Genomic DNA, 18,256 nt, shown 5'->3' with positions numbered 1-18,256 from the left:
CTCGGTGCCGACGCGGGGTCAGCACGGCTTGATTCCCGGTACGCCGGTGTCGGTAGAAGCGGCGGAGACGTACCAGCCGTCACCCATGCGGTACCAGCGGTAATTGCCGACGACCTGCTTCCGGGACCAGTCGGAGTAGCAGTAGACGGTCACGTCGCCCCTGACCCAGTAACTGCTGCAGGTCTTCGAGCTGGAGTTGAAGTGCAGCGGGGACGAGTCGCTGTCCTCGGCGCACGAGTCGCTGGGGACGTTGATCACCCAGCTCGTCGGGGCCGGCGGAGGCCCGCTGGAGGCCTGCGACGTCGATTCCCCGCTGACCTGGCCCTCGGCGTCGAATGCCCGCGCCGTGATCGAGTGGTTCTCGTTGTACGCGTCGCCGATCGTCTCGGTTCCGCCGTTCAACCCGCCGTCTCGCCAGTTGCCGCCATCCGTCCGGATCTCGACGCGAGTGATCGCGCGTCCGTTCGACGGGGGTGTCGTCCAACTCAGAGTCACGCTCCTGGCGTTCGGGACCGCGTTGGTCTTCGGCGCGAAGACCGGGCCGAACGGAACGACCGTCACCGATTGGACCTCACCCAGTTCGCTGAGCTCGCCGGCGATCTCCGAGTAGGCACGCACTTCGAGCGTCTCGGGATTGCCGTTCGCCTGCACGCTGATGACCTGCCCGGGAACGGCTTCTCCCCAGTACCCCATCGTCGGGATCTTCAGGTCGTACTTGATCTCGGACGGCGACGCACCGTTGAGCTCCGTCGGCGGGTCGAAGGTGATGGACACCGTCTCGTCCCCCGGCGTTCCGACCAGGTTGCGGACCGTTCCCGGTGTACCGAAGGCGCGTCGGGTCGCGGAGTCGGTGCTGAACAGTGGATCCGTCTTCTTCGCATCCGTCGACTTGTTCTTCGCGGCTACCGAGAACGTGTAGCCCGACTCCGAGTTGTCGACCGTGATGTTCTGAGTGGTGATTCCGGCCGCGAGCTCGATCCTTTTGGTCTCGGCACCGCCCTTCTTCACCACGAGGGTGTAGCCGGTCAGCGCTTCCGCGTTCACCGTCGTCGGCGGGCTCCAGCTCACGGGGAGCTGCGTCTGAGTGCCCAGTTGCACCGAGGCACCGACCTGCGGCGCCGCCGGCGCACTCGGCGAGCCCGCGGGGCTCATCGACATCGGGCCCGACCAGTCGGAGGGCTCCGGGGAGCGGTTCGACGCCCGCACGGCGACCGTGTAGTTCGAGCCGTTCGTCAGCCTGGTGAGCTGCGTGGTCCGGGTACCGCCGGGCACCTCGAACAGGTCGTTGCCGGCCCCGCTGAGCTGCACCTCGTACCCCGTCACCGCGGACCCCGGGTTCGCCCCGTCGGCCCAGGTCACCGTGAGCGAGCCGTCGCCGTAGTCGAGGCTCGTGATCGTCGGGGCGCCCGGGCGGGCGTCCGGACGTGCCACGGCCGACGCGGGCGACGGGTCGGACTCGCCGATCTCGTTGGTCGCGGTGACCGTGAAGGTGTACTCGCGGTCGTTGGTGAGGTTCGCGATCGTGCAGGTGGTCGCCGCGCAGTCCTGGCCGCCCCCCGACCACTTCACCGTGTGCGTGGTGATCTCGGCGCCGTTGCTGGTGCCGTCGGACCAGCTGAGCACGACCGTCCGGTCCTGCACCGAGCTGACCGACGGCGTCCCCGGCGCGGCGGGCTTGCCCTGCACCGTGACGCGGATCGTGCCGAACACCCGGCGCTCGGCGTCGCCGGTGGCGTCCGCCACCTGGTAGCGCACCGTCATCGTGCCCACGAAGTCCGCGTTCGGCGTGACGACGACGGAGCCGCCCTGGGCGCTCGCCGTGCCGGTGTCGGCCCCGGAGTCCACGATCGGATCGTCGACCAGAGTCAGCGGCGTCTCGGGGAACGGGTTCACGTCGTTGGAGAGCACGTCGACCGTGGTCGGCCGGCCCTGGGGTGCCTTGGCGACGACGTCGTCGTTCGCGACCGTCAGCGGCCGGGTCGACGCGGTCACCCGCACGACCACCGAGCCCTGCACGGGCTGCGTGGTGCCGTCGGTCACGGTGATCGCCAGCGTCTCCTGCGTCCCCTTCGCGACCGACTCGTCGGCCGCGACGGAGAGCACCGAGCCCGACACGGAGGCGGTCATCCCGGTGGGCGCGCCCGAGACGCTGTAGCTCAGCTTCGCCAGGTCGCCCTTGTCCGGGTCGCTCGAGAGCGCCCGCAGATCCAGCGTCGACGCGTCCTCGCCGGCCGCGACCTCCATCGCTCCCCCGGCGAACGTCGGCGGCTGGTTCTCCGGCGGCAGCACCGTGATCGGGATGCTCAGCGTCGCCTTCACCCCGGCGGGGTCGTCGGGCCCCGTGCCGTCGGTGACCTCGAAGGTCAGGGCGTCCGAGCCGAAGTAGTCGGGGGCCGCGGTGTAGAGCAGGGTCGACTCGTCCCGGACGAGCACCCCGTCGGCCGAGTGCAGCGCCGACACCCGGTCGGCCTGCGTCAGCCGCACGGTCTTCCCCTCGGGAGCCACGACCCAGTCGGTCAGCGGGATCGTCGCCTGCTCGCCGGCCTTCACCTCGAGCGGCTCGACACCGGGCTTGAGCGAGGGGCCGGTCGAGCTGAGCGCCGGCACCCGGATGAAGGCGGTCGCCACCTGCGAGTCGGCATCGGTCGCCGTGTACGTGAGGAGCTGCGCCTCCTCACCGGGGGTCACGGTCACGACTCCGCCGGCCCCGACCACGGCTCCCGCCGGCTCGCCGGGCAGCGCCACCCGGAGCTCGCTCGCGACGCCGTCCGGATCCTCGTCGTTCTTCAGCACGGGCACCTCGACGGTCTGTGCCGTCGTGATCTGCGCGGTCGTGACCGTGTCGTCGCGGGCGATCGGCGGCAGCAGCGCCGCCTCCTCCGCCACCGTCACGAGCAGGCTGCCGACGGCGGTCGCGCCGCGCGGATCGCCGACCGTGTACTGGACGGCGTAGTCGCCCTCCGCCTCGGGAGTCGTCACCAGCACGCGGCCGGCCGACAGCCGTGCCGTCATTCCCTCCGGTGCGGTGAGGCCGTCCGCGACCAGCGAGAGCGTGTCGCCGTCGGGGTCGGTGTCGTTCGCGAGCACGTCGACGGCGATGCTGCGCGCAGGCTGCGCGGTCACGACGTCCTTGACGGCGTCCGGTGCCTGGTTCTCCGTCGACGCAGGCGCGATGCCGACCTGGATCGTCGCCGTGCCCCGCTTGCCGAGAGCGTCGCTCACCTCGTAGCGGAAGGTGTCGGTGCCGACCGAGTCCTCGAAGGCCGTGTAGGTGAGGTGATCCGCCCCGACCTCGTCGATCCGCCCCTTGCCGGGAGCGCTCGCCTGGCCGACGAGCGTCACGCTGTCGCCGTCCGGATCGATGCCGTCCAGCGGGATCGGGATCGAGACGGTCGTCCCCGAGAGCGTGCGCGCTTCGAGGTTCTCGGGCCGCGGCGGGGAGTTCGCCTCGCGGTTCATCGGCAGGATCTGGATGCTGACGTAGCCGGCGTCCTTCTGGCCCGAGGCGTCGATCGCCTCGTAGGTGACGTAGACCGTCTTCGCGGTGTCGCCCGCCCGGAACCGCACGCGGTCCTCCGAGACGAACGCGACGCCGTCGGCGGCGTCGGGCAGCGGTGCCACGAGGTCGGGCACCACCGTCAGCAGGCCGCCGCCGGGCGAGACGTCGTTGGCGAGCACGTCGATCGTGACGGTGTCGCCGACGCGCACGGCTGCCGAGTCGTCGGTCGCGATCGGCGGCTCGAGGGTCGCCGGAGCGGGTGTCGGCACCACCAGCACCTCGCCGGTCGTCATCCCGGTGCCGTTCGAGACGACGTAGCGGAAGGTCACCGGCTCGGTGATCCCCGGCTGATCCGTGACGCGGAGCACCTCGTGCTCGAGGATCGCCACCGCGACACCGGCGCCGGCGTCCACCTCCACCGAGGAGACGACGAGCAGCCCGCCGTTGGGATCGGAATCGTTCTGCAGCACGTCGACGAGCGCGGTGCCGCCCGAGGGCAGCAGCGCGACGTCGCGCACGGCGACCGGGTTCTTCGCCTCGCTGGTCGCCGGGAGGACGTCGACGCGGACGAGTCCCGGGGTCGAGTCCGGTCCGTCGCTCGCGCGGTACTGCAGGTAGTAGCTGCCGGGTGTCGGCGACGTGAAGGTGAAGGTCCCCGCCGTGTAGTCGGGGGTGACGGTCGCACCGGCGGGCTGCTCGACCTCGGCGAGCAGCAGGGGCGCGCCGGACGGGCTGAGGTCGTTGCCGAGCGGCGCGACCGTCGCGGTCTGATCCGCAAGGGTCGTCACGTGGTCCGGATTGGTCACGGGGACGGTCGAGCCGGGCGCGCGGACGTCCACGTGCAGCACCCCCGCGATCTCGTCGGTGCCGTCCGAGACGAGCAGGTCGACATCCTTCCGGCCGAGCTCGGCGCCGATCGCGTCGAAGGTGACGAGTCCATCGGCGGTCGAGCGCACCTGGTCGTCGCTGGTCGACGTCGCAGCGAGGAGGAAGAGCTCGTCGCCGTCCGGGTCGATCCAGTCCGGCAGCACGTTGTAGGAGACCGAGGCGCCCTGCTCCAGGAGGATCCGCCCCTCGCGCTTCTGCTCGGGAGGCGTGTTGCTGCCCGCCGGCGTCACGGTCAGCATGACGACGGCGTCCGCGGTCTGCCCGCGTCCGTCGTCGGCGGTGTACGCGAACGTCGCAGACCCGCTCGCCTCCGGGGGCAGGGTGATCTGCAGGGCGCTGCCGCCGTAGATCGGCGACACCGCGCCCAGTGCGGGCTGCGCCCCGGTCACGGACGCGGTGAGCACGTCCCCGTCCGGGTCGCTGTCGTTGTCGAGCACCGGCAGGATGACGCTGCGCCCGGCGCGCACGCCGAACTCGTCGTCCACGGCGACCGGCGGAGTGTTCTCCTCCGACCGCTCCGGGATCGTGTCCTGCACCTGCTGCTGGGTGCTGGTGTTGTCGTCGTCCTTGGTGGCGTCGTCCTCCGGCGGCGTGACGTCCTCCCAGTCGGAGACCTCCTTCATGTCCTGGTTCACCAGCCAGACGGAGCCCACGGTCAGCTCGTTCAGCACGACCGCGCTGCGATTGACGCGGAAGACCGCCTGCCGGTCGGCGCCGAGGTCCGGCACCTCCTTCGCGACGTCGTCCGCGGTTCCGCCGCAGTCGCGCAGGTACCGCCCCGAGCCGGACCAGGCGGCGTAGGTGCAGCCGTTGACCCGGACCGGCGCGACGGCGGTTCCGGTCCCGCCGGAGTCCACCGTCCGTGCGGCCGAGCCGTCCAGCGGCTGCAGGAGCAGGGCGGCACCGGTCGAGATCGCGACGTCCTCGCCGCCCGTGCTCGGCTGCTGCAGCGTCAGCTCGTCCGCGACTCCGAGCTGCACCGGGTCGTCCCCGTCGATCGACACCGCGCCGCTCCCCGCGTCGAGGAGGACCGGGGTGGAGCCGACGGCGGTGATCGCCGGCGTCGCTCCCTCGGCGAAGCCGGAGACGGCGGAGGTCGAGGGGGCGCCGCCGGTGCGGACCGTGACGAGCTCCTGCTCGCCGGGCGAGTAGGCGAAGACCGTGCCGTCGGCCGCGACGGTGGCCGCCGCATCCGCGCCGAGCTCGGCCGTGGGCTCGTCGGCCTCGACGCTGAACGAGGCGAGCGCGTCGACGGCCCGCACCCAGAGCGCGCCGGTGGCGGCGTCGAGGATCGCCAGCACGCCGCCGCCGAGCACGACCGAGGAGTCGGCGGGCACGGCGACCGCCTCGCCGAGCGCGACCGACGAGGTGTCCACGAGCGAGACGGTCGCGTTGCTCTGGTCGTGGACGACGACGGCGCCCGCCTCCTGCGCGACGTCGAAGCTCGTCCCCTGGGTGCGCAGGGCCGCGTCGAGGACCTCGGAGGGATAGTTGAGCCGGCCCGCGAGCAGCGCGGTCGGCTTGGTCACCCAGACCCCGGCGTCGTTGAGATCCACGTCCTGGGTGGTCACCCCCTGGTAGAGCACGGCCATCGTCGAGACGACGAGCGCGGCGGCGGTCACCGACGCGACGGAGGCGGCGGAACGGGTGCGGCGGGACAGCCGTGAGAACACGCTCGGACCGTTCCTCTCGGGAGTGGGGGGCGGGGTCGTCCGGTCGACGGCGGGCCGTCCGGCGGAACGTGCCCATCGTGTCCGCCGTCCACTCCGGCCACCAGCCGTCAGTTGTCGCGGCACCCGTCCGGGGGTCACGGCGGGTGCCCGCCGAGGACCGGTGGCGAGCGTCCGCCGACGGCACCGCCGGGCCGGGTCCCGCGGAATCGCGCCGATCCTTAGCACTCCAGGACCGCGAGACCACGGATTGGGACGCGGTGTCGCTTCGCCTTGCGACGTCCCGGCGCGCATCGCACACTTCAGCCATCGATGCCGACCACCCGACGGCTCGCCTCTCCCCTGACGATCCAGGACGCCGATGCCCGCCGCCGTGAGCACCCTTTCCCGACCCCTCGAGTCAGCACCTCCCCTCGAGCCCCTCGCTTCTCCCGAGCCCCTCGCTCCCCTCGAGCCGGCCGCTCCCCTCGCCGTCGACCCCGTGCGCTCGATCTGCGTGATCGACGACCACGCCATCGTCCGGTCCGGCATCGCCGAGCTGCTGCGCGGGACCGACGACCTGCGTGCCGACGCCGTCGCCGCCACCGTCGCCGAGATCGAGGAGGACGCCGCGGACTTCGACCTCGTCATCCTCGATCTGCGACTCGGCGACGGCAGCGACGCCGGCGAGAACGTCTCCCGGCTGATGCGCCGCGGCACCCGCGTCCTGATCTTCTCGGCCGGCGACGACCCCGACTCCGTCCGCGCTGCGGCCAGGGCCGGCGCGCTCGGCATGGTGCGCAAGTCCGAGGAGGACTCCGTGCTCCTCGAGACGATCCGCTCGGCGGCGCACGGCGTCGCGGTCGCCTCGACCGACTGGGCCGCGGCCCTCGACGCGGACGTCGAGCTCGCCGACGCCGGACTCAGCGCCCGCGAGCGCGAGGTGCTGGCACTCTACGCCGCGGGCGAGAAGGCGCAGCGCGTCGCCTCCCTCACCGGTCTGTCCCGCGACACCGTCACCCACTACGTCGGGCGGATCCGCGCCAAGTACGCGCGGGTCGGCCGCCATGCGGGGACCAAGGTCGAGCTCTACATCCGCGCGATCGAGGACGGCCTGCTCGAAGGCCCGATGTGAGATCCGGAGCCGCGGCGGCGGAGGAGCCGAGCTTCGGCATCGGCGACCGGTTCGAGCGGATCTTCGTCGTCGCATTCAGCATCGGCGGCATCGCGTTCCACGCCGTCGCGGCGCTCGGCTATGCGGCCACCGCTCTCGGGATCTCCCCGCTCTGGGCCGTCGCCGCATCCGTTCTGGTGCTGCCCGCCCCGCTGGTCACCCTGCTCGTCGCGATGCGCGGCAGCCTCGACGCGGTGCGGACCGTGCTCCGCGCGCACGTCGTCCTGTTCGCCGTCCTCGCTCTCGCGCTGATCCCGGCCGTGCCGCCCGGGAGCGGCCCCGCCGCCACCTCCTGGCTGATCGATGCCGTGCCCGTGGCGATGACCGCCGCGGCCGTCGCCTTCCCCGCGCGCCTCGTGCCGCTCGCCGTGGCCGGCGTCTGCCTCCTGCTCTTCGCCGTCCGCGCCGCCACCTCGGGATCGCCCGTCGTGGCGATCGAGGAGGCGGTCGACATGGCGATGATCGGCACGGTCTTCGCGGGGCTCGCCCAGGCGGTCCTCGGCGCCGGCCGGTCGCTCGAGCGCGCGACGCGCGAGTCGGTGCTCGCGGCCGCCCGTGCCGCCGGCCGAGCGGGGCGGCGGAGCGAGCGCATCCGGGTCGGCGCGCTCGTGCACGACGAGATCCTCTCCTTCCTGCTCAACGTGGAGCAGATCAGCCACTCCGCCGAGCGCTCCCGAGCCGCGGCGCGGATCGCCCTCGCGCACCTCGCGGAGCTCCGGCGGACGGATCCGACGGGCCCGACCCCGAGCCGGGCGATGCTGACCGCGGGCGAGTTCGTGCGCGCCGCCTCCGTCCGGATCACCGAGGCCGCGCCGCTCGCCGTCCTCAGCACCCGGATCGCGGCGGGCGCCGTGGCCGTCCCCTCCCCCGTCGCCGACGCGCTCATCGACGCGACCGTGCAGGCCGCGCGGAACGCCGTGCAGCACGCCCGCTCGACGGACGGCGCCCCCGCCGCCGTCCGCGCGTCCCTCGCCGTCGACGAGCGCGGGCTCTCGATCGAGGTCGGCGACGACGGCGGCGGGTTCGTCGCCGCCGCCGTGCCGCAGAACCGGATGGGACTGACCACGAGCATCCTCGGCCGGGTGACCCAGATCGCCGGGGCGACCGCGCAGATCGCCTCCGAGGCGGGCACCGTGGTGCGGTTGGAGTGGCGCCGGTGACCCGCCCGCGCCGTCTCGAGCAGAGCGCCGACGTCTCCGACCTGCTCGGCTTCGGCGGCGGCCACGTCCGGGTGATCGGGCTCCTCTTCGTCGGCGCCAACGTCCTCCTCGCAACGCTGAACCTCGACTGGTCCCGCCGCCCCGCGCTCACGGCGGCGTCGGTGCTGATCGTCGCCCTCCTCGTCGCCCTGGTCGTCCGGCGCCCCCGCGATCCGCTCCCGCTCCCCGGCACCCTCCTGGTCGCGGCCGGCGCACCGGTCGCCTCGGCCCTGGGCTGGTGGGCCCTCGAGCCCACCGGCTGGGAGGGGAGCTTCGCCACCTGGTTCCTCGGCGGCACCGCGTTCCCGCTCTTCGCCCTCTGCCTCCGCGGGCGGATCCTCGCGGCGGTCGCGGGCCACCTCGCGGTCGGAGCCGTGACGCTCGCCTGCCTCCTCGGCAGCGGCCACAGCGCGCTCTTCGCCCTCGAGGCGATGTCGCGCTACGCGATCCTGCTCGTCTGCGGCGTCCTGTTCCGCCTCGGCCTGCGCTACGCCATCGGCCGGATGGGCGAGGTGCGGGCCGAGCGCGAGCGCCTCGCCACCGAGACGGCGGAGGCCGACGGCCGCTTCGCCGAGCGGGAGAAGCGCGTGCGGCTGGTCGCGGACCTCGCGGAGCCGCTCCTCGCGCGAGCGGCCGCCGGCGAGCCCTACTCCCCCGCCCTCGCACGAGACGCGGCCAACGTCGAGGCCGGCATCCGCGACGGGCTCCGCGCCTTCGGCCTCGTGCGCGACCCGCTGGTCGCGAGCGTCCGCGCCGCGCGGCTGCGCGGGGTCCAGGTGGTGCTCCTCGACGACTCCGACGGCGACCTCGACGAGTCCACCCTCGACCGCGTGGCCGCGACCGCCGCGCGCGCCTTCGAGCAGATCGGCTTCGGGCGCGTCACCGTGAGGCTGCTGCCGCCCGGCCGGGGCGCGGTCGCGACCGTCGTCGCCGATACCGAGCCGGGCCTGCACCTCGAGGTCCGCTAGGCGGCACGCCGCTCGCGGTCCTCGTCGGAGTACTGCACCCGCGGGTTGAGCGCGAGCGCGTCCCGGGCCGCCGCGCGCGCGAGGGTGATCGCCGCCGAAAGCCGGGGCCTGCGGACCGTGCCGGCGGTGCGCCCGTAGACGTCGACGTGCGCGAACGCCGGCGCCCAGGTCGGGCGGGGCCGGCGGTTGCCGATGGTGGCCGTGAGATGCAGGAACGCCTGTGCGGAGCCGAGCGCCGAGGCCGCGTCGACCCCCGGGGCGATCGAGGGCAGCGGCGCCGGAGCGGCCGACGTGACGGCCCGCAGCACCCGGAGGTCGGTGTAGGGCGGGATCACGGGCAGCGTCCTTCCCAGCACCGCCGGGCGCCGCGCGATCTCCTCGAGCGGCAGATCCTCCGTGAAGCCGAGCATGCGCTCCACGGTGTGCCGCGACCTCGGGTGGAACGACGTCGCCTGCGCGGCCCAGCCGACGTTCATCACCCAGAGCACCGGCAGATCGAGCGCGCGGGCGGTCCGCGCCAGCAGCACGCCCACCTCCGGGGTCGTCACCTCCGTCTCGTCGACGACCAGGTCCGCGCCGCGCGCGAAGCCGAGCGCCGTCTCCGGGAGCACACCAGCGGGGAAGACGTCGACCGTCGCGTCGGCGTCGAGCGCGAGCACCGACTCGCGGAACACCTCGGCCTTGTTCCGGCCCACCGCCGCCAGCGTCGCCCCGGGCACCCGGTTCGCGTTCTCCGGCTCGAAGACCTCCGGGTCGGCGACCGCGAACGAGCGCACGCCCATCTGCGCGAGCTTCAGCCCGAGCTGGAACCCGTCCCCGCCGACGCCCGCGAGCGCGATCCGCGCCGAGCACAGCGCCTCCTGCTCCGCCTCGCTCCAGAAGCCGAGGTTCCTGGCGAACCGGGGGGCCGTCACGTCGGTGCTCACGCCGCCAGCTCCTGCTCGTCGTCGATCCCGACCAGGATGTCGCGCGCCGTGAGGAGGCGGCCGGGCAGCCAGCGGCTGAGCCGCCTGATCGGCGGCACCTCGATCGCGATCGCGACGTTGTGACTCCGGTACGCGCCGATCCACCGCCGCTCGCCGATCCTCGTGGCGGTGAGCGAGAGGCGCAGCAACCGCTCGAGCACCGGATCGATCAGCCCGTAGGCGGAGCGCATCCCGGCCTCGTCGAGGAAGGCGAGGACTGCGGCGTACAGCTCCAGCACGCACGCGTGCTGCGCGGCCCGGTTCTCGTGCCGCGCGACGAGGCGCGAGACCTCGACGGAGGGCTCCGGTGCGGGGCTCGAGCCGAAGACCTCCGGCCAGTACCGCTCGACGGGGAGGCGGTCGTCGGTCACCGCGCGGGTCGCGCGACCCTTGACGATCAGGCGGAGAGCGGCGCGGATCCGCAGCTCGCCCGCACACTCCTCGACGACCGCGAAGGCGAGCGAGCGAGCATCGTCCTCGTCGGTCTCCCGGCCGTCGCTCCCGTGCTCGGCGGAGAGGAAGCCGGCCTCGTCGACGTAGATCTCGCGCCGCAGCTCGAGGAAGCGGCGGTAGGCCTCCTCGGCCCCTGGGACGGGGACGCCGCCCGAGGCGATCAGTCCGGTGGTCCGCCCGGTGGTGCCGGACGACGGTCGCTGCTGCAGGTCTCGCATGGGGTTCTCCTCGACTCGGAAGCGTCTGTTCCGACGAGACCGATCGTGGAGAGCGGGCGGGCCGCGAAGAATGGGGACGTCTCCCCACGGGCAGAGGTGCCCGTCGGCTCAGGCGAGCTCGTCCACGTCGTCGAGGTCGACCGCGACCGAGCTGACCAGCGCGAGCAGCGCCTCCGCGTAGGCGTTCTCGGCGATCTCGTCCTCGAAGTCGCGCTGCTCGCCGGCGAGCTCGACGGTCACGGCGAAGCGCACCGGCCCGCCGGCCGCGACGCGGCGCAGCGAGCGGAACGTACCGCGGAGCAGCTCGCGCAGCTGGTCCTCGCGCGGCAGCCAGAGCGAGTCGTCGAGCGCCACGGAGTCGAGCGCCCACTCGGTCGTGCCGTTGAAGCCGAGCACCGTGCCGGTCTCGTACTCGTGCGCTTCGATCGTCATGTCGCTCACGGTGAAGACGTCGCCGTCGAACCCCTCGCGCTCGATGCGGAAGCGGTCGCCGGTGACCGGTGCCCAGCGCAGACCCGCGGTCCGCAGCGCCCTGGCCAATTCGAAGGAGATCATCTCCCGATCATGGCCCGCGTTCCCGGACGGAGGCCGCGAAGACGGGACCGCGGCCCCGATGTCGGTGGGTGAGTTTACGTTCATGAAACGTCCGGTTCACAGGCCGGGCACCCGCACTGCATAGCGTGGCTCACTGTGCCCCTTTCAGGGGCGAAGGGTCGCCGTCGCCGTGCGGTGACGCACCACCGCTCTCCGGAGCGGCGATCGAGAGGACCACCATGCCCGACTCCCCCGCACCCCTCGCGGACAGGCCTCGCGCCCGCACACCGAGGAGGCGCCTCGCCCTCGCGGCCCTCGCCGGTCTCGCCCTGGTCGCCACGCCGCTGGTCGCGACCCCCGCCACCGCGGCTCCGAGCGGTGACGAGCTGGTCATCAGCGAGATCTTCGCCCGCGGCGGCTCGGCCGGCGCGACCTACAGCAACCGCTTCGTCGAGCTCTACAACCCGACCGGCGCCGACGTCGCGCTCTCGGGCCTCTCGCTGCAGTACCGCTCGGCCACCGGCACGGCGAACCCGACGACGACCGTCGCGCTCACCGGCACCGTCCCCGCCGAGGGCCACTTCCTGATCGCCGGTGCGAGCAACGGCAGCAACGGCGCGCCGCTCCCCGCCGCCGACCAGACCGCGAACGGCCTCAACATCGCGGCCGCCGGCGGCACGCTCTTCCTGGTCGAGGGCACCGCGACCCTCGTCGCCCCGCCGACCGGCACCGCCGAGCAGCCCGACGCGGTCCTCGACCTGCTCGGCTACGGCACCTCCAACACCTTCGAGTCGGCGGCCGCCACCGCGCCGACGCTGACCGAGTCGATCGCGCGCGCCGACTCCGCGACCGGCGATACCGACTCCAACGCCGCCGACTTCACCGTCGGCGCGATGACCCCCGAGTCCGCCGGCGGCAGCACCCCGGAGCCGACGCCGGCGCCGACCGGGACGGCGACCCCCACGGCGACCCCGACCGCCCCGCCGACCACCGCGCCGACCGTCTCGATCGCCGAGATCCAGGGCACCGGAGCCGCGTCCCCGCTCGTCGGGCAGACCGTCACCACCACCGGCGTCGTCACCGCGCGCTACGCCACCGGCGGCTACAACGGCTACGTGATCCAGACCGCCGGCACCGGCGCGCAGACCACCGGCCGCACCGCCTCCGACGCCGTCTTCGTCTACTCCTCCGCCTCGGTCGGCGCGGTCGCGATCGGCGACAACCTGCGCATCACCGGCGCCGTCAGCGAGTTCAACGGCCTCACCGAGCTCACCCCGACCTCGGCCGCGACCGTCGAGAAGCTCGGCACCCCGGCCGTCGCGCCGATCGCGGCCGCCGTCGGCCTCCCCCGCACCGTCGAGGAGCGCGAGACGCTCGAGAGCATGCTGATCGCCCCGCAGGGCGCGTTCACCGTGACCGACACCTTCGACCTCAACAGCTTCGGCTCCGTCGGCCTCACCGCCGGCGACTCGCCGCTGCTGACCCCGACCGAGGTCGCCCGCCCTGGAACGCCGGAGCTGGCCGCGGTCGTCGCCGACAACGCCGCGCGCGCGATCGTGCTCGACGACGGCGCCTCGATCAACTTCCTCGGCGCCGCCGCGAACAAGGCGATCCCGCTGCCCTACCTCACCCTGACCGCGCCGATCCGCGTGGGTGCTCCGGCGACCTTCACCCGCCCCGTCGTCCTCGACTACCGCAACGGCGGCTGGGCCTTCCAGCCCACCACGCAGCTGACCGTCGAGAACGCCGGCGACGTGCAGCCCGCGACCTTCGCGAACACCCGGACCGCGAAGCCCGAGGCCGTCGGCGGCGACCTGTCGATCGCGTCCTTCAACGTGCTCAACTACTTCTCCACCACCGGCGACTCGATCACCGGCTGCACCTTCTACACCGACCGCGACGGCGACCCGGTCACGGTCAACAGCGGCTGCGACGCCCGCGGAGCGGCGAACGCCGACGACCTCGAGCGCCAGCAGGCCAAGATCGTGACCGCGATCAACACCCTCGGCGCGGGCGTCGTCTCGCTCGAGGAGATCGAGAACTCGGCCAAGTTCGGCAAGCCGCGCGACGAGGCCCTCGCCACCCTGACCGCCGCGCTGAACACGGCGGCCGGCTCCGAGGTCTGGGCCTACGTCCCCTCCCCCGCAGCGCTCCCCGCGCTCGCGGACGAGGACGTCATCCGCACCGCCTTCATCTACAAGAAGGCAGTCATCGAGCCGGTCGGCGAGTCCGTCGTGCTCAACGACACGGTGAACTTCTCGAACGCCCGCAAGCCCCTCGCCCAGGAGTTCCGCCTCCTCGGCGACAGCGCCAGCGAGTTCGTCGCGATCGTGAACCACTTCAAGTCGAAGGGCTCCGGATCCGGCGCCGACGCCGACCAGGGCGACGGCCAGGGCGCCTCGAACGCCTCGCGCGTGAAGCAGGCGACCGCCCTCGTCGCCTTCGCCGACCGCCTCCGCACCGAGAAGGCCACCGAGCTCGTCTACCTGCTGGGCGACTTCAACGCCTACTCGAAGGAGGACCCGGTGAAGGTGATCACCGACGCCGGCTACACCGACCAGGGTGCGAAGGACGGCAAGTACTCGTACTCGTTCGACGGCGCGGTCGGCTCGCTGGACCACGTCTTCGCCTCGCCCGCGGCCGACAGGACGGTCACCGGGGTCGACACCTGGAACATCAACAGCGGCGAGTCCGTGGCACTGGAGTACAGCCGCTACGACTACAACGCGACGATCTTCTACGACACCTCGGCGTACCGCTCCAGCGACCACGACCCGGTCGTCGTCGGCCTCGACCTGCCCGAGACCCAGACGGACCCGGAGCCCGAGCCCGTCACGGTCATCGACGTCGCGACCACCGCCTCCACCAAGCGCCTCGCCGTCGTGCGGACGCTGACGGTGTCGGCGGTGAACAACGGCGACGAGACGGTCTCGATCGAGATCACGACGGCGTACGGCAGCAAGACGAAGAAGACGGTCAAGCCCGGCCAGTCGTTCACGGTGAAGACCGTGACCGTCTTCAAGCCCATCAAGGCCGGCACGGCGACCATCGAGGTCACCGCGCCCGACGGCACCGAGCGCGTCTACAAGCAGGCGTACCGCGGCGCCTGATCCCGCGCGACCCCTGATCTCGGCGAGCTCCGGCTCCTAGAGTTCGGGGATGCCCGAGGGAGACAGTGTGCACCGTCTCGCCGCCCGCCTCAGGCGGGCGGCGGACGGTCGCACCGTCCTCGAGGGCGAGCTGCGCTCCGGGGACGCGGCCGGCACTTCCCTCGCCGGGCTGAGGATCCTCGAGCACGACACCCACGGCAAGCACCTCCTCACCCGCTTCTCCGGCGGAACGACCCTGCACACCCACCTGCGGATGCAGGGCTCCTGGACCGTGACCGCTCCCGGCCGAGCGGTCCCCCGCTCGGTGCAGAAGGACGTCCGCGTCCGCCTCCGCCTCGACGACGACTCGACCGTGTGGGGCATCGACCTCCCGGTCGTCGAGCTCCTCGCCACCCGCGACGAGCCGCGCGCCGTCGGGCACCTCGGGCCCGACCCGCTCCGCGCGGACTGGGACGCCGACGAGGCCGTCCGGCGCCTCTCCCGCCTCCCGGACCGGCCCGTCGTCGCCGCACTCCTCGACCAGCGCTGCCTCGCGGGTCTCGGCAACCTCTGGGCCAACGAGGTCTGCTTCCTCCGCGGGGTCTGGCCCTGGCGGCCGATCGGCTCCCTCGACGTCTGCGCCCTCGTGGCGACCGCGGCGAGAGGCCTCCGCGCCTCCGTCACGATCCCGGGGATGTTCCAGACCACCACCGGTGACACTCGCCGCGGCGAGCGGCACTGGGTCGCGGGGCGCGCCGGGCGCCCGTGCCTGCGCTGCGGCACGACGGTGCTCGTCCGCGACGAGGTCCGCGACGACCCCGAGCAGCGCCGCACCTGGTGGTGCCCGCACTGCCAGCCGGAGCAGGCGACCGCCGCCTGAGCCCGCGTACCGCCGCCTGAAGCCCGCGTACCGCTGCCGACGGCCCGTGCGTAGGCTGGCCGCATGACGAACGAGTGGGGAACTCCGGATCCGTCCGCCCGGCGAGACCGGTCCGCGGAGGTCGTCCCGGCGGCCGCCTCCGGCGAGGAGGTGGAGACCGCCCGCGTCGAGGACGCCGAGCGCGCGCTCGCTGTGCGCGAGGTCAAGCGGCGCCGCGACTTCCTGGGATCGGTCGGCGGATGGGCGAGCGTCTCGGCGATCACGACCGCCGTCTGGGTCGGCACAGGGGCCGACGGCTACTTCTGGCCGATCTGGCCGATGATCGGGATCGGGATCGGCGTCGTCGGCCAGGCCGCGTCGATCTGGGGTCCCGCCCGCAAGGAGATCACCGAGGCGGACATCGCCGCCGAGATGCAGCGCCGGGAGAAGCGCGGCCGCTGATCAGTCCAGGCGGCCGACCGAGGTGACGCGGACGACGGCCGCACCCTGCTCGTCCGACTCGGCGAGGTCGACGGTCGCCGAGATCCCCCAGTCGTGGTCGCCGGCCGGATCGTCGAGGATCTGCCGCACGAGCCACTGCGTCGGCTCCTCCGTGACGAGCAGCATCTTCGGCCCCCGGGCGTCGGGCCCGATGCCGATGCTGTCGTGCTCGTCGTAGTAGTCGTCCAGCGCGGCGCCCCACGCGTCGGCGTCGAAGCCGGCGGCGGCGTCGAGCTCGCCGAGCGCCTCGTGGTCGTCGAGGGCGGCGAGGGTCACCCGGCGGAACATCTCGTTGCGCACCAGCACGCGGAAGGCGCGGTGGTTCGCGGTGAGGCGGCGCGGAGCGGGCGGCACGATCGCCTGGTCCGCCGCGTGGAGCGCCGGATTGACCAGCTCCTCCCACTCGTCGACCAGCGAGGAGTCGACCTGGCGCACGAGCTCGCCCAGCCACTCGATCAGGTCGTGCAGCTCCTCGTTCTTCAGCTCGTCGGGGATGGTCTGCCGGGCCGCGCGGAACGCGTCGGACAGGTAGCGCAGCACCAGTCCCTCCGAGCGGGAGAGCTTGTAGAAGGCGGTGTACTCGCCGAAGGACATCGCCCGCTCGTACATGTCGCGCACGACCGACTTCGGCGAGAGCTCGAAGTCCTTCACCCACGGCTGCGCCGCGGTGTAGGTCTCGAAGGTCGCGTCGAGGAGCTCCTCGAGCGGCTTGGGGTGCGTGACGGACTCGAGCAGCTCCATCCGCTCCTCGTACTCGATCCCGTCGGCCTTCATCGCGGCGACGGCCTCCCCGCGGGCCTGGAACTGCTGGGCCCCCAGGATCGGGCGCGGGTCGTCGAGGGTCGCCTCGAGCACCGAGATCACGTCGAGCGCGAAGCTCGGCGACTCCGGGTCGAGAACGTCGAACACGGCCAGCGCGAACGGCGAGAGCGGCTGGTTGAGCGCGAAGTTCGGCTGCAGATCGACGGTCAGGCGGATGCGGGTCACGCCGTCGGCGCCGACGCTCTGCTCGACCACTCCTGCCTCCCGCAGCGTCCGGTAGATACCGAGCGCCCGGCGGGCGAGCTGCAGCTGCCGCTTCCACGGCTCGTGGTTGTCGAAGATCAGGGCGTGCACGTTCGCGTAGGCGTCGCCGCCGCGGGCGATCACGTTCAGCAGCATCGCCGAGGTGATCGTCATGTGCGAGGTCAGCGTCTCGGGCTCCGCGTCGACGAGCTTGCGGAAGCTCGGCTCCCCCCAGCTGACGAAGCCCTGCGGCGCGCGCTTGGCGACCCACTTCCTCCGCTTCTTCGGGTCGTCGCCCATCTTGTCGAGAGCCTTCCGGTTCTCGGACTCGTGCTCGGGGGCCTGCACGACCACGGTCCCGGCGGTGTCGTACCCGGCGCGACCGGCGCGGCCGGCGATCTGGTGGAACTCGCGGGCCGAGAGCTGGCGGGTCCGGGTGCCGTCGTACTTGGTCAGCGCGGTGAGCAGCACGGTACGGATGGGGACGTTGATGCCGACGCCGAGGGTGTCCGTGCCGCAGATCACGCGCAGCATGCCCTGCTGGGCGAGCTGCTCGACCAGGCGGCGGTACTTCGGCAGCATGCCCGCGTGGTGCACGCCGATCCCCAGCCGGAGCAGCCGGGAGAGGGTCTTGCCGAACGCGGTGGTGAAGCGGAAGCCGCCGATCACCTCGGCGATGCGGTCGCGGTGCTCGCGGGTGGCGATGTTCGCGCTGGTGAGCGCCTGCGCGCGCTCGAGAGCGGCCGCCTGCGAGAAGTGCACGACGTAGACCGGCGACTGGTTCGTCGAGAGCAGCTCCTCGATGGAGTCGTGGATCGGCGCGATCTCGTAGAAGTAGTGCAGCGGCACCGGGCGCTCCACGCCGGTGACCCGGGCGGTCTCCCGGCCCGTACGGCGGCTGAGGTCGGCGGCGAGCGCCGTCACGTCGCCGAGGGTGGCCGACATCAGCACGAACTGCACGTGCGGGAGGGTGAGCAGCGGCACCTGCCAGGCCCAGCCGCGCGCCGGGTCCGCGTAGAAGTGGAACTCGTCCATCACGACCTGGTCGACCGGGGTGTCCTCGCCGTGCCGGAGCGCGAGGTTCGCGAGGATCTCGGCCGTGCAGCAGATGATCGGCGCGTCGGCGTTCACCGAGGAGTCGCCGGTGACCATCCCGACGTTGGAGGCGCCGAAGACGTCGACCAGCGCGAAGAACTTCTCGGAGACGAGCGCCTTGATCGGCGCCGTGTAGAAGCTGCGGCGTCCGGAGGCGAGC

11 protein-coding genes are annotated in these 18,256 nt (G+C 72.8%); 6 read left to right on the top strand and 5 right to left on the bottom strand.

Annotation, left to right across the window (positions count from 1 at the left end):
- Positions 1 to 18: 18 nt before the first annotated feature.
- Positions 19 to 6,060 (bottom strand): Ig-like domain-containing protein, encoded by a 6,042-nt coding sequence (locus C5D04_RS12455; RefSeq protein ID WP_104308093.1) that lies wholly within the window; start codon positions 6,058 to 6,060, stop codon positions 19 to 21.
- Between the two features lie 370 nt (positions 6,061 to 6,430).
- Between C5D04_RS12455 and C5D04_RS12450 the strand changes: the two genes are divergently transcribed.
- The 3 genes from C5D04_RS12450 to C5D04_RS12440 are packed head-to-tail and all read left to right on the top strand — an operon-like array spanning position 6,431 to position 9,377.
- Complete coding sequence (locus C5D04_RS12450; RefSeq protein ID WP_104317710.1) at positions 6,431 to 7,171, top strand: response regulator transcription factor; 741 nt, start codon at positions 6,431 to 6,433, stop codon at positions 7,169 to 7,171.
- Positions 7,168 to 8,370 carry a hypothetical protein gene (locus C5D04_RS12445; RefSeq protein WP_104262873.1) on the top strand — a complete coding sequence of 401 codons (1,203 nt, stop codon included), beginning with the start codon at positions 7,168 to 7,170 and terminating at the stop codon, positions 8,368 to 8,370. Before C5D04_RS12450 ends, C5D04_RS12445 begins: the two co-directional genes overlap by 4 nt.
- A complete protein-coding gene (locus C5D04_RS12440) occupies positions 8,367 to 9,377 on the top strand; it encodes a hypothetical protein (protein WP_104308094.1) in 1,011 nt (336 codons plus the stop codon). The genes C5D04_RS12445 and C5D04_RS12440 overlap by 4 nt, the downstream gene beginning before the upstream one ends.
- On the opposite strand, the gene C5D04_RS12435 is transcribed toward C5D04_RS12440, so the two are convergent.
- From C5D04_RS12435 to C5D04_RS12425, 3 genes are all read right to left on the bottom strand, one after another.
- A complete protein-coding gene (locus tag C5D04_RS12435) occupies positions 9,374 to 10,303 on the bottom strand; it encodes a ThiF family adenylyltransferase (protein WP_104267529.1) in 930 nt (309 codons plus the stop codon). The two genes, C5D04_RS12440 and C5D04_RS12435, sit on opposite strands and share 4 nt — an antisense overlap.
- Complete coding sequence (locus C5D04_RS12430; RefSeq protein WP_104262874.1) at positions 10,300 to 11,013, bottom strand: hypothetical protein; 714 nt, start codon at positions 11,011 to 11,013, stop codon at positions 10,300 to 10,302. Before C5D04_RS12430 ends, C5D04_RS12435 begins: the two co-directional genes overlap by 4 nt.
- Positions 11,014 to 11,121: 108 nt before the next feature.
- The gene (locus C5D04_RS12425; protein WP_104222265.1) at positions 11,122 to 11,568 is read right to left on the bottom strand and encodes a hypothetical protein; all 447 of its coding nucleotides are present in this window, start codon (positions 11,566 to 11,568) and stop codon (positions 11,122 to 11,124) included.
- 218 nt (positions 11,569 to 11,786) lie between these two features.
- Between C5D04_RS12425 and C5D04_RS12420 the strand changes: the two genes are divergently transcribed.
- The 3 genes from C5D04_RS12420 (at position 11,787) to C5D04_RS12410 (ending at position 15,957) form a co-directional block, all read left to right on the top strand.
- Entirely contained in the window at positions 11,787 to 14,657 is a 2,871-nt protein-coding gene (locus C5D04_RS12420) for an ExeM/NucH family extracellular endonuclease (protein ID WP_104267527.1), read from the top strand.
- 49 nt (positions 14,658 to 14,706) lie between these two features.
- Positions 14,707 to 15,516: a DNA-formamidopyrimidine glycosylase family protein gene (locus C5D04_RS12415; protein WP_104267526.1), complete on the top strand. Its 810-nt coding sequence runs from the start codon at positions 14,707 to 14,709 to the stop codon at positions 15,514 to 15,516.
- A gap of 63 nt (positions 15,517 to 15,579) precedes the next feature.
- On the top strand, positions 15,580 to 15,957 hold the full coding sequence (locus C5D04_RS12410; protein WP_104222259.1) for a 2TM domain-containing protein: 378 nt from the start codon (positions 15,580 to 15,582) through the stop codon (positions 15,955 to 15,957).
- Here C5D04_RS12410 and C5D04_RS12405 read toward each other — a convergent pair.
- On the bottom strand, positions 15,958 to 18,256 hold a 2,299-nt coding region (locus C5D04_RS12405), incomplete at its 5' end, for an RNA helicase (protein ID WP_104347779.1).

Origin of the sequence: Rathayibacter sp. AY1D2, assembly GCF_002932695.1 — a bacterium.
Lineage (GTDB): Bacteria > Actinomycetota > Actinomycetes > Actinomycetales > Microbacteriaceae > Rathayibacter.
The sequence above is the reverse complement of the archived record's forward strand: the minus strand, read 5'-3'. Positions and strand labels throughout refer to the sequence as shown.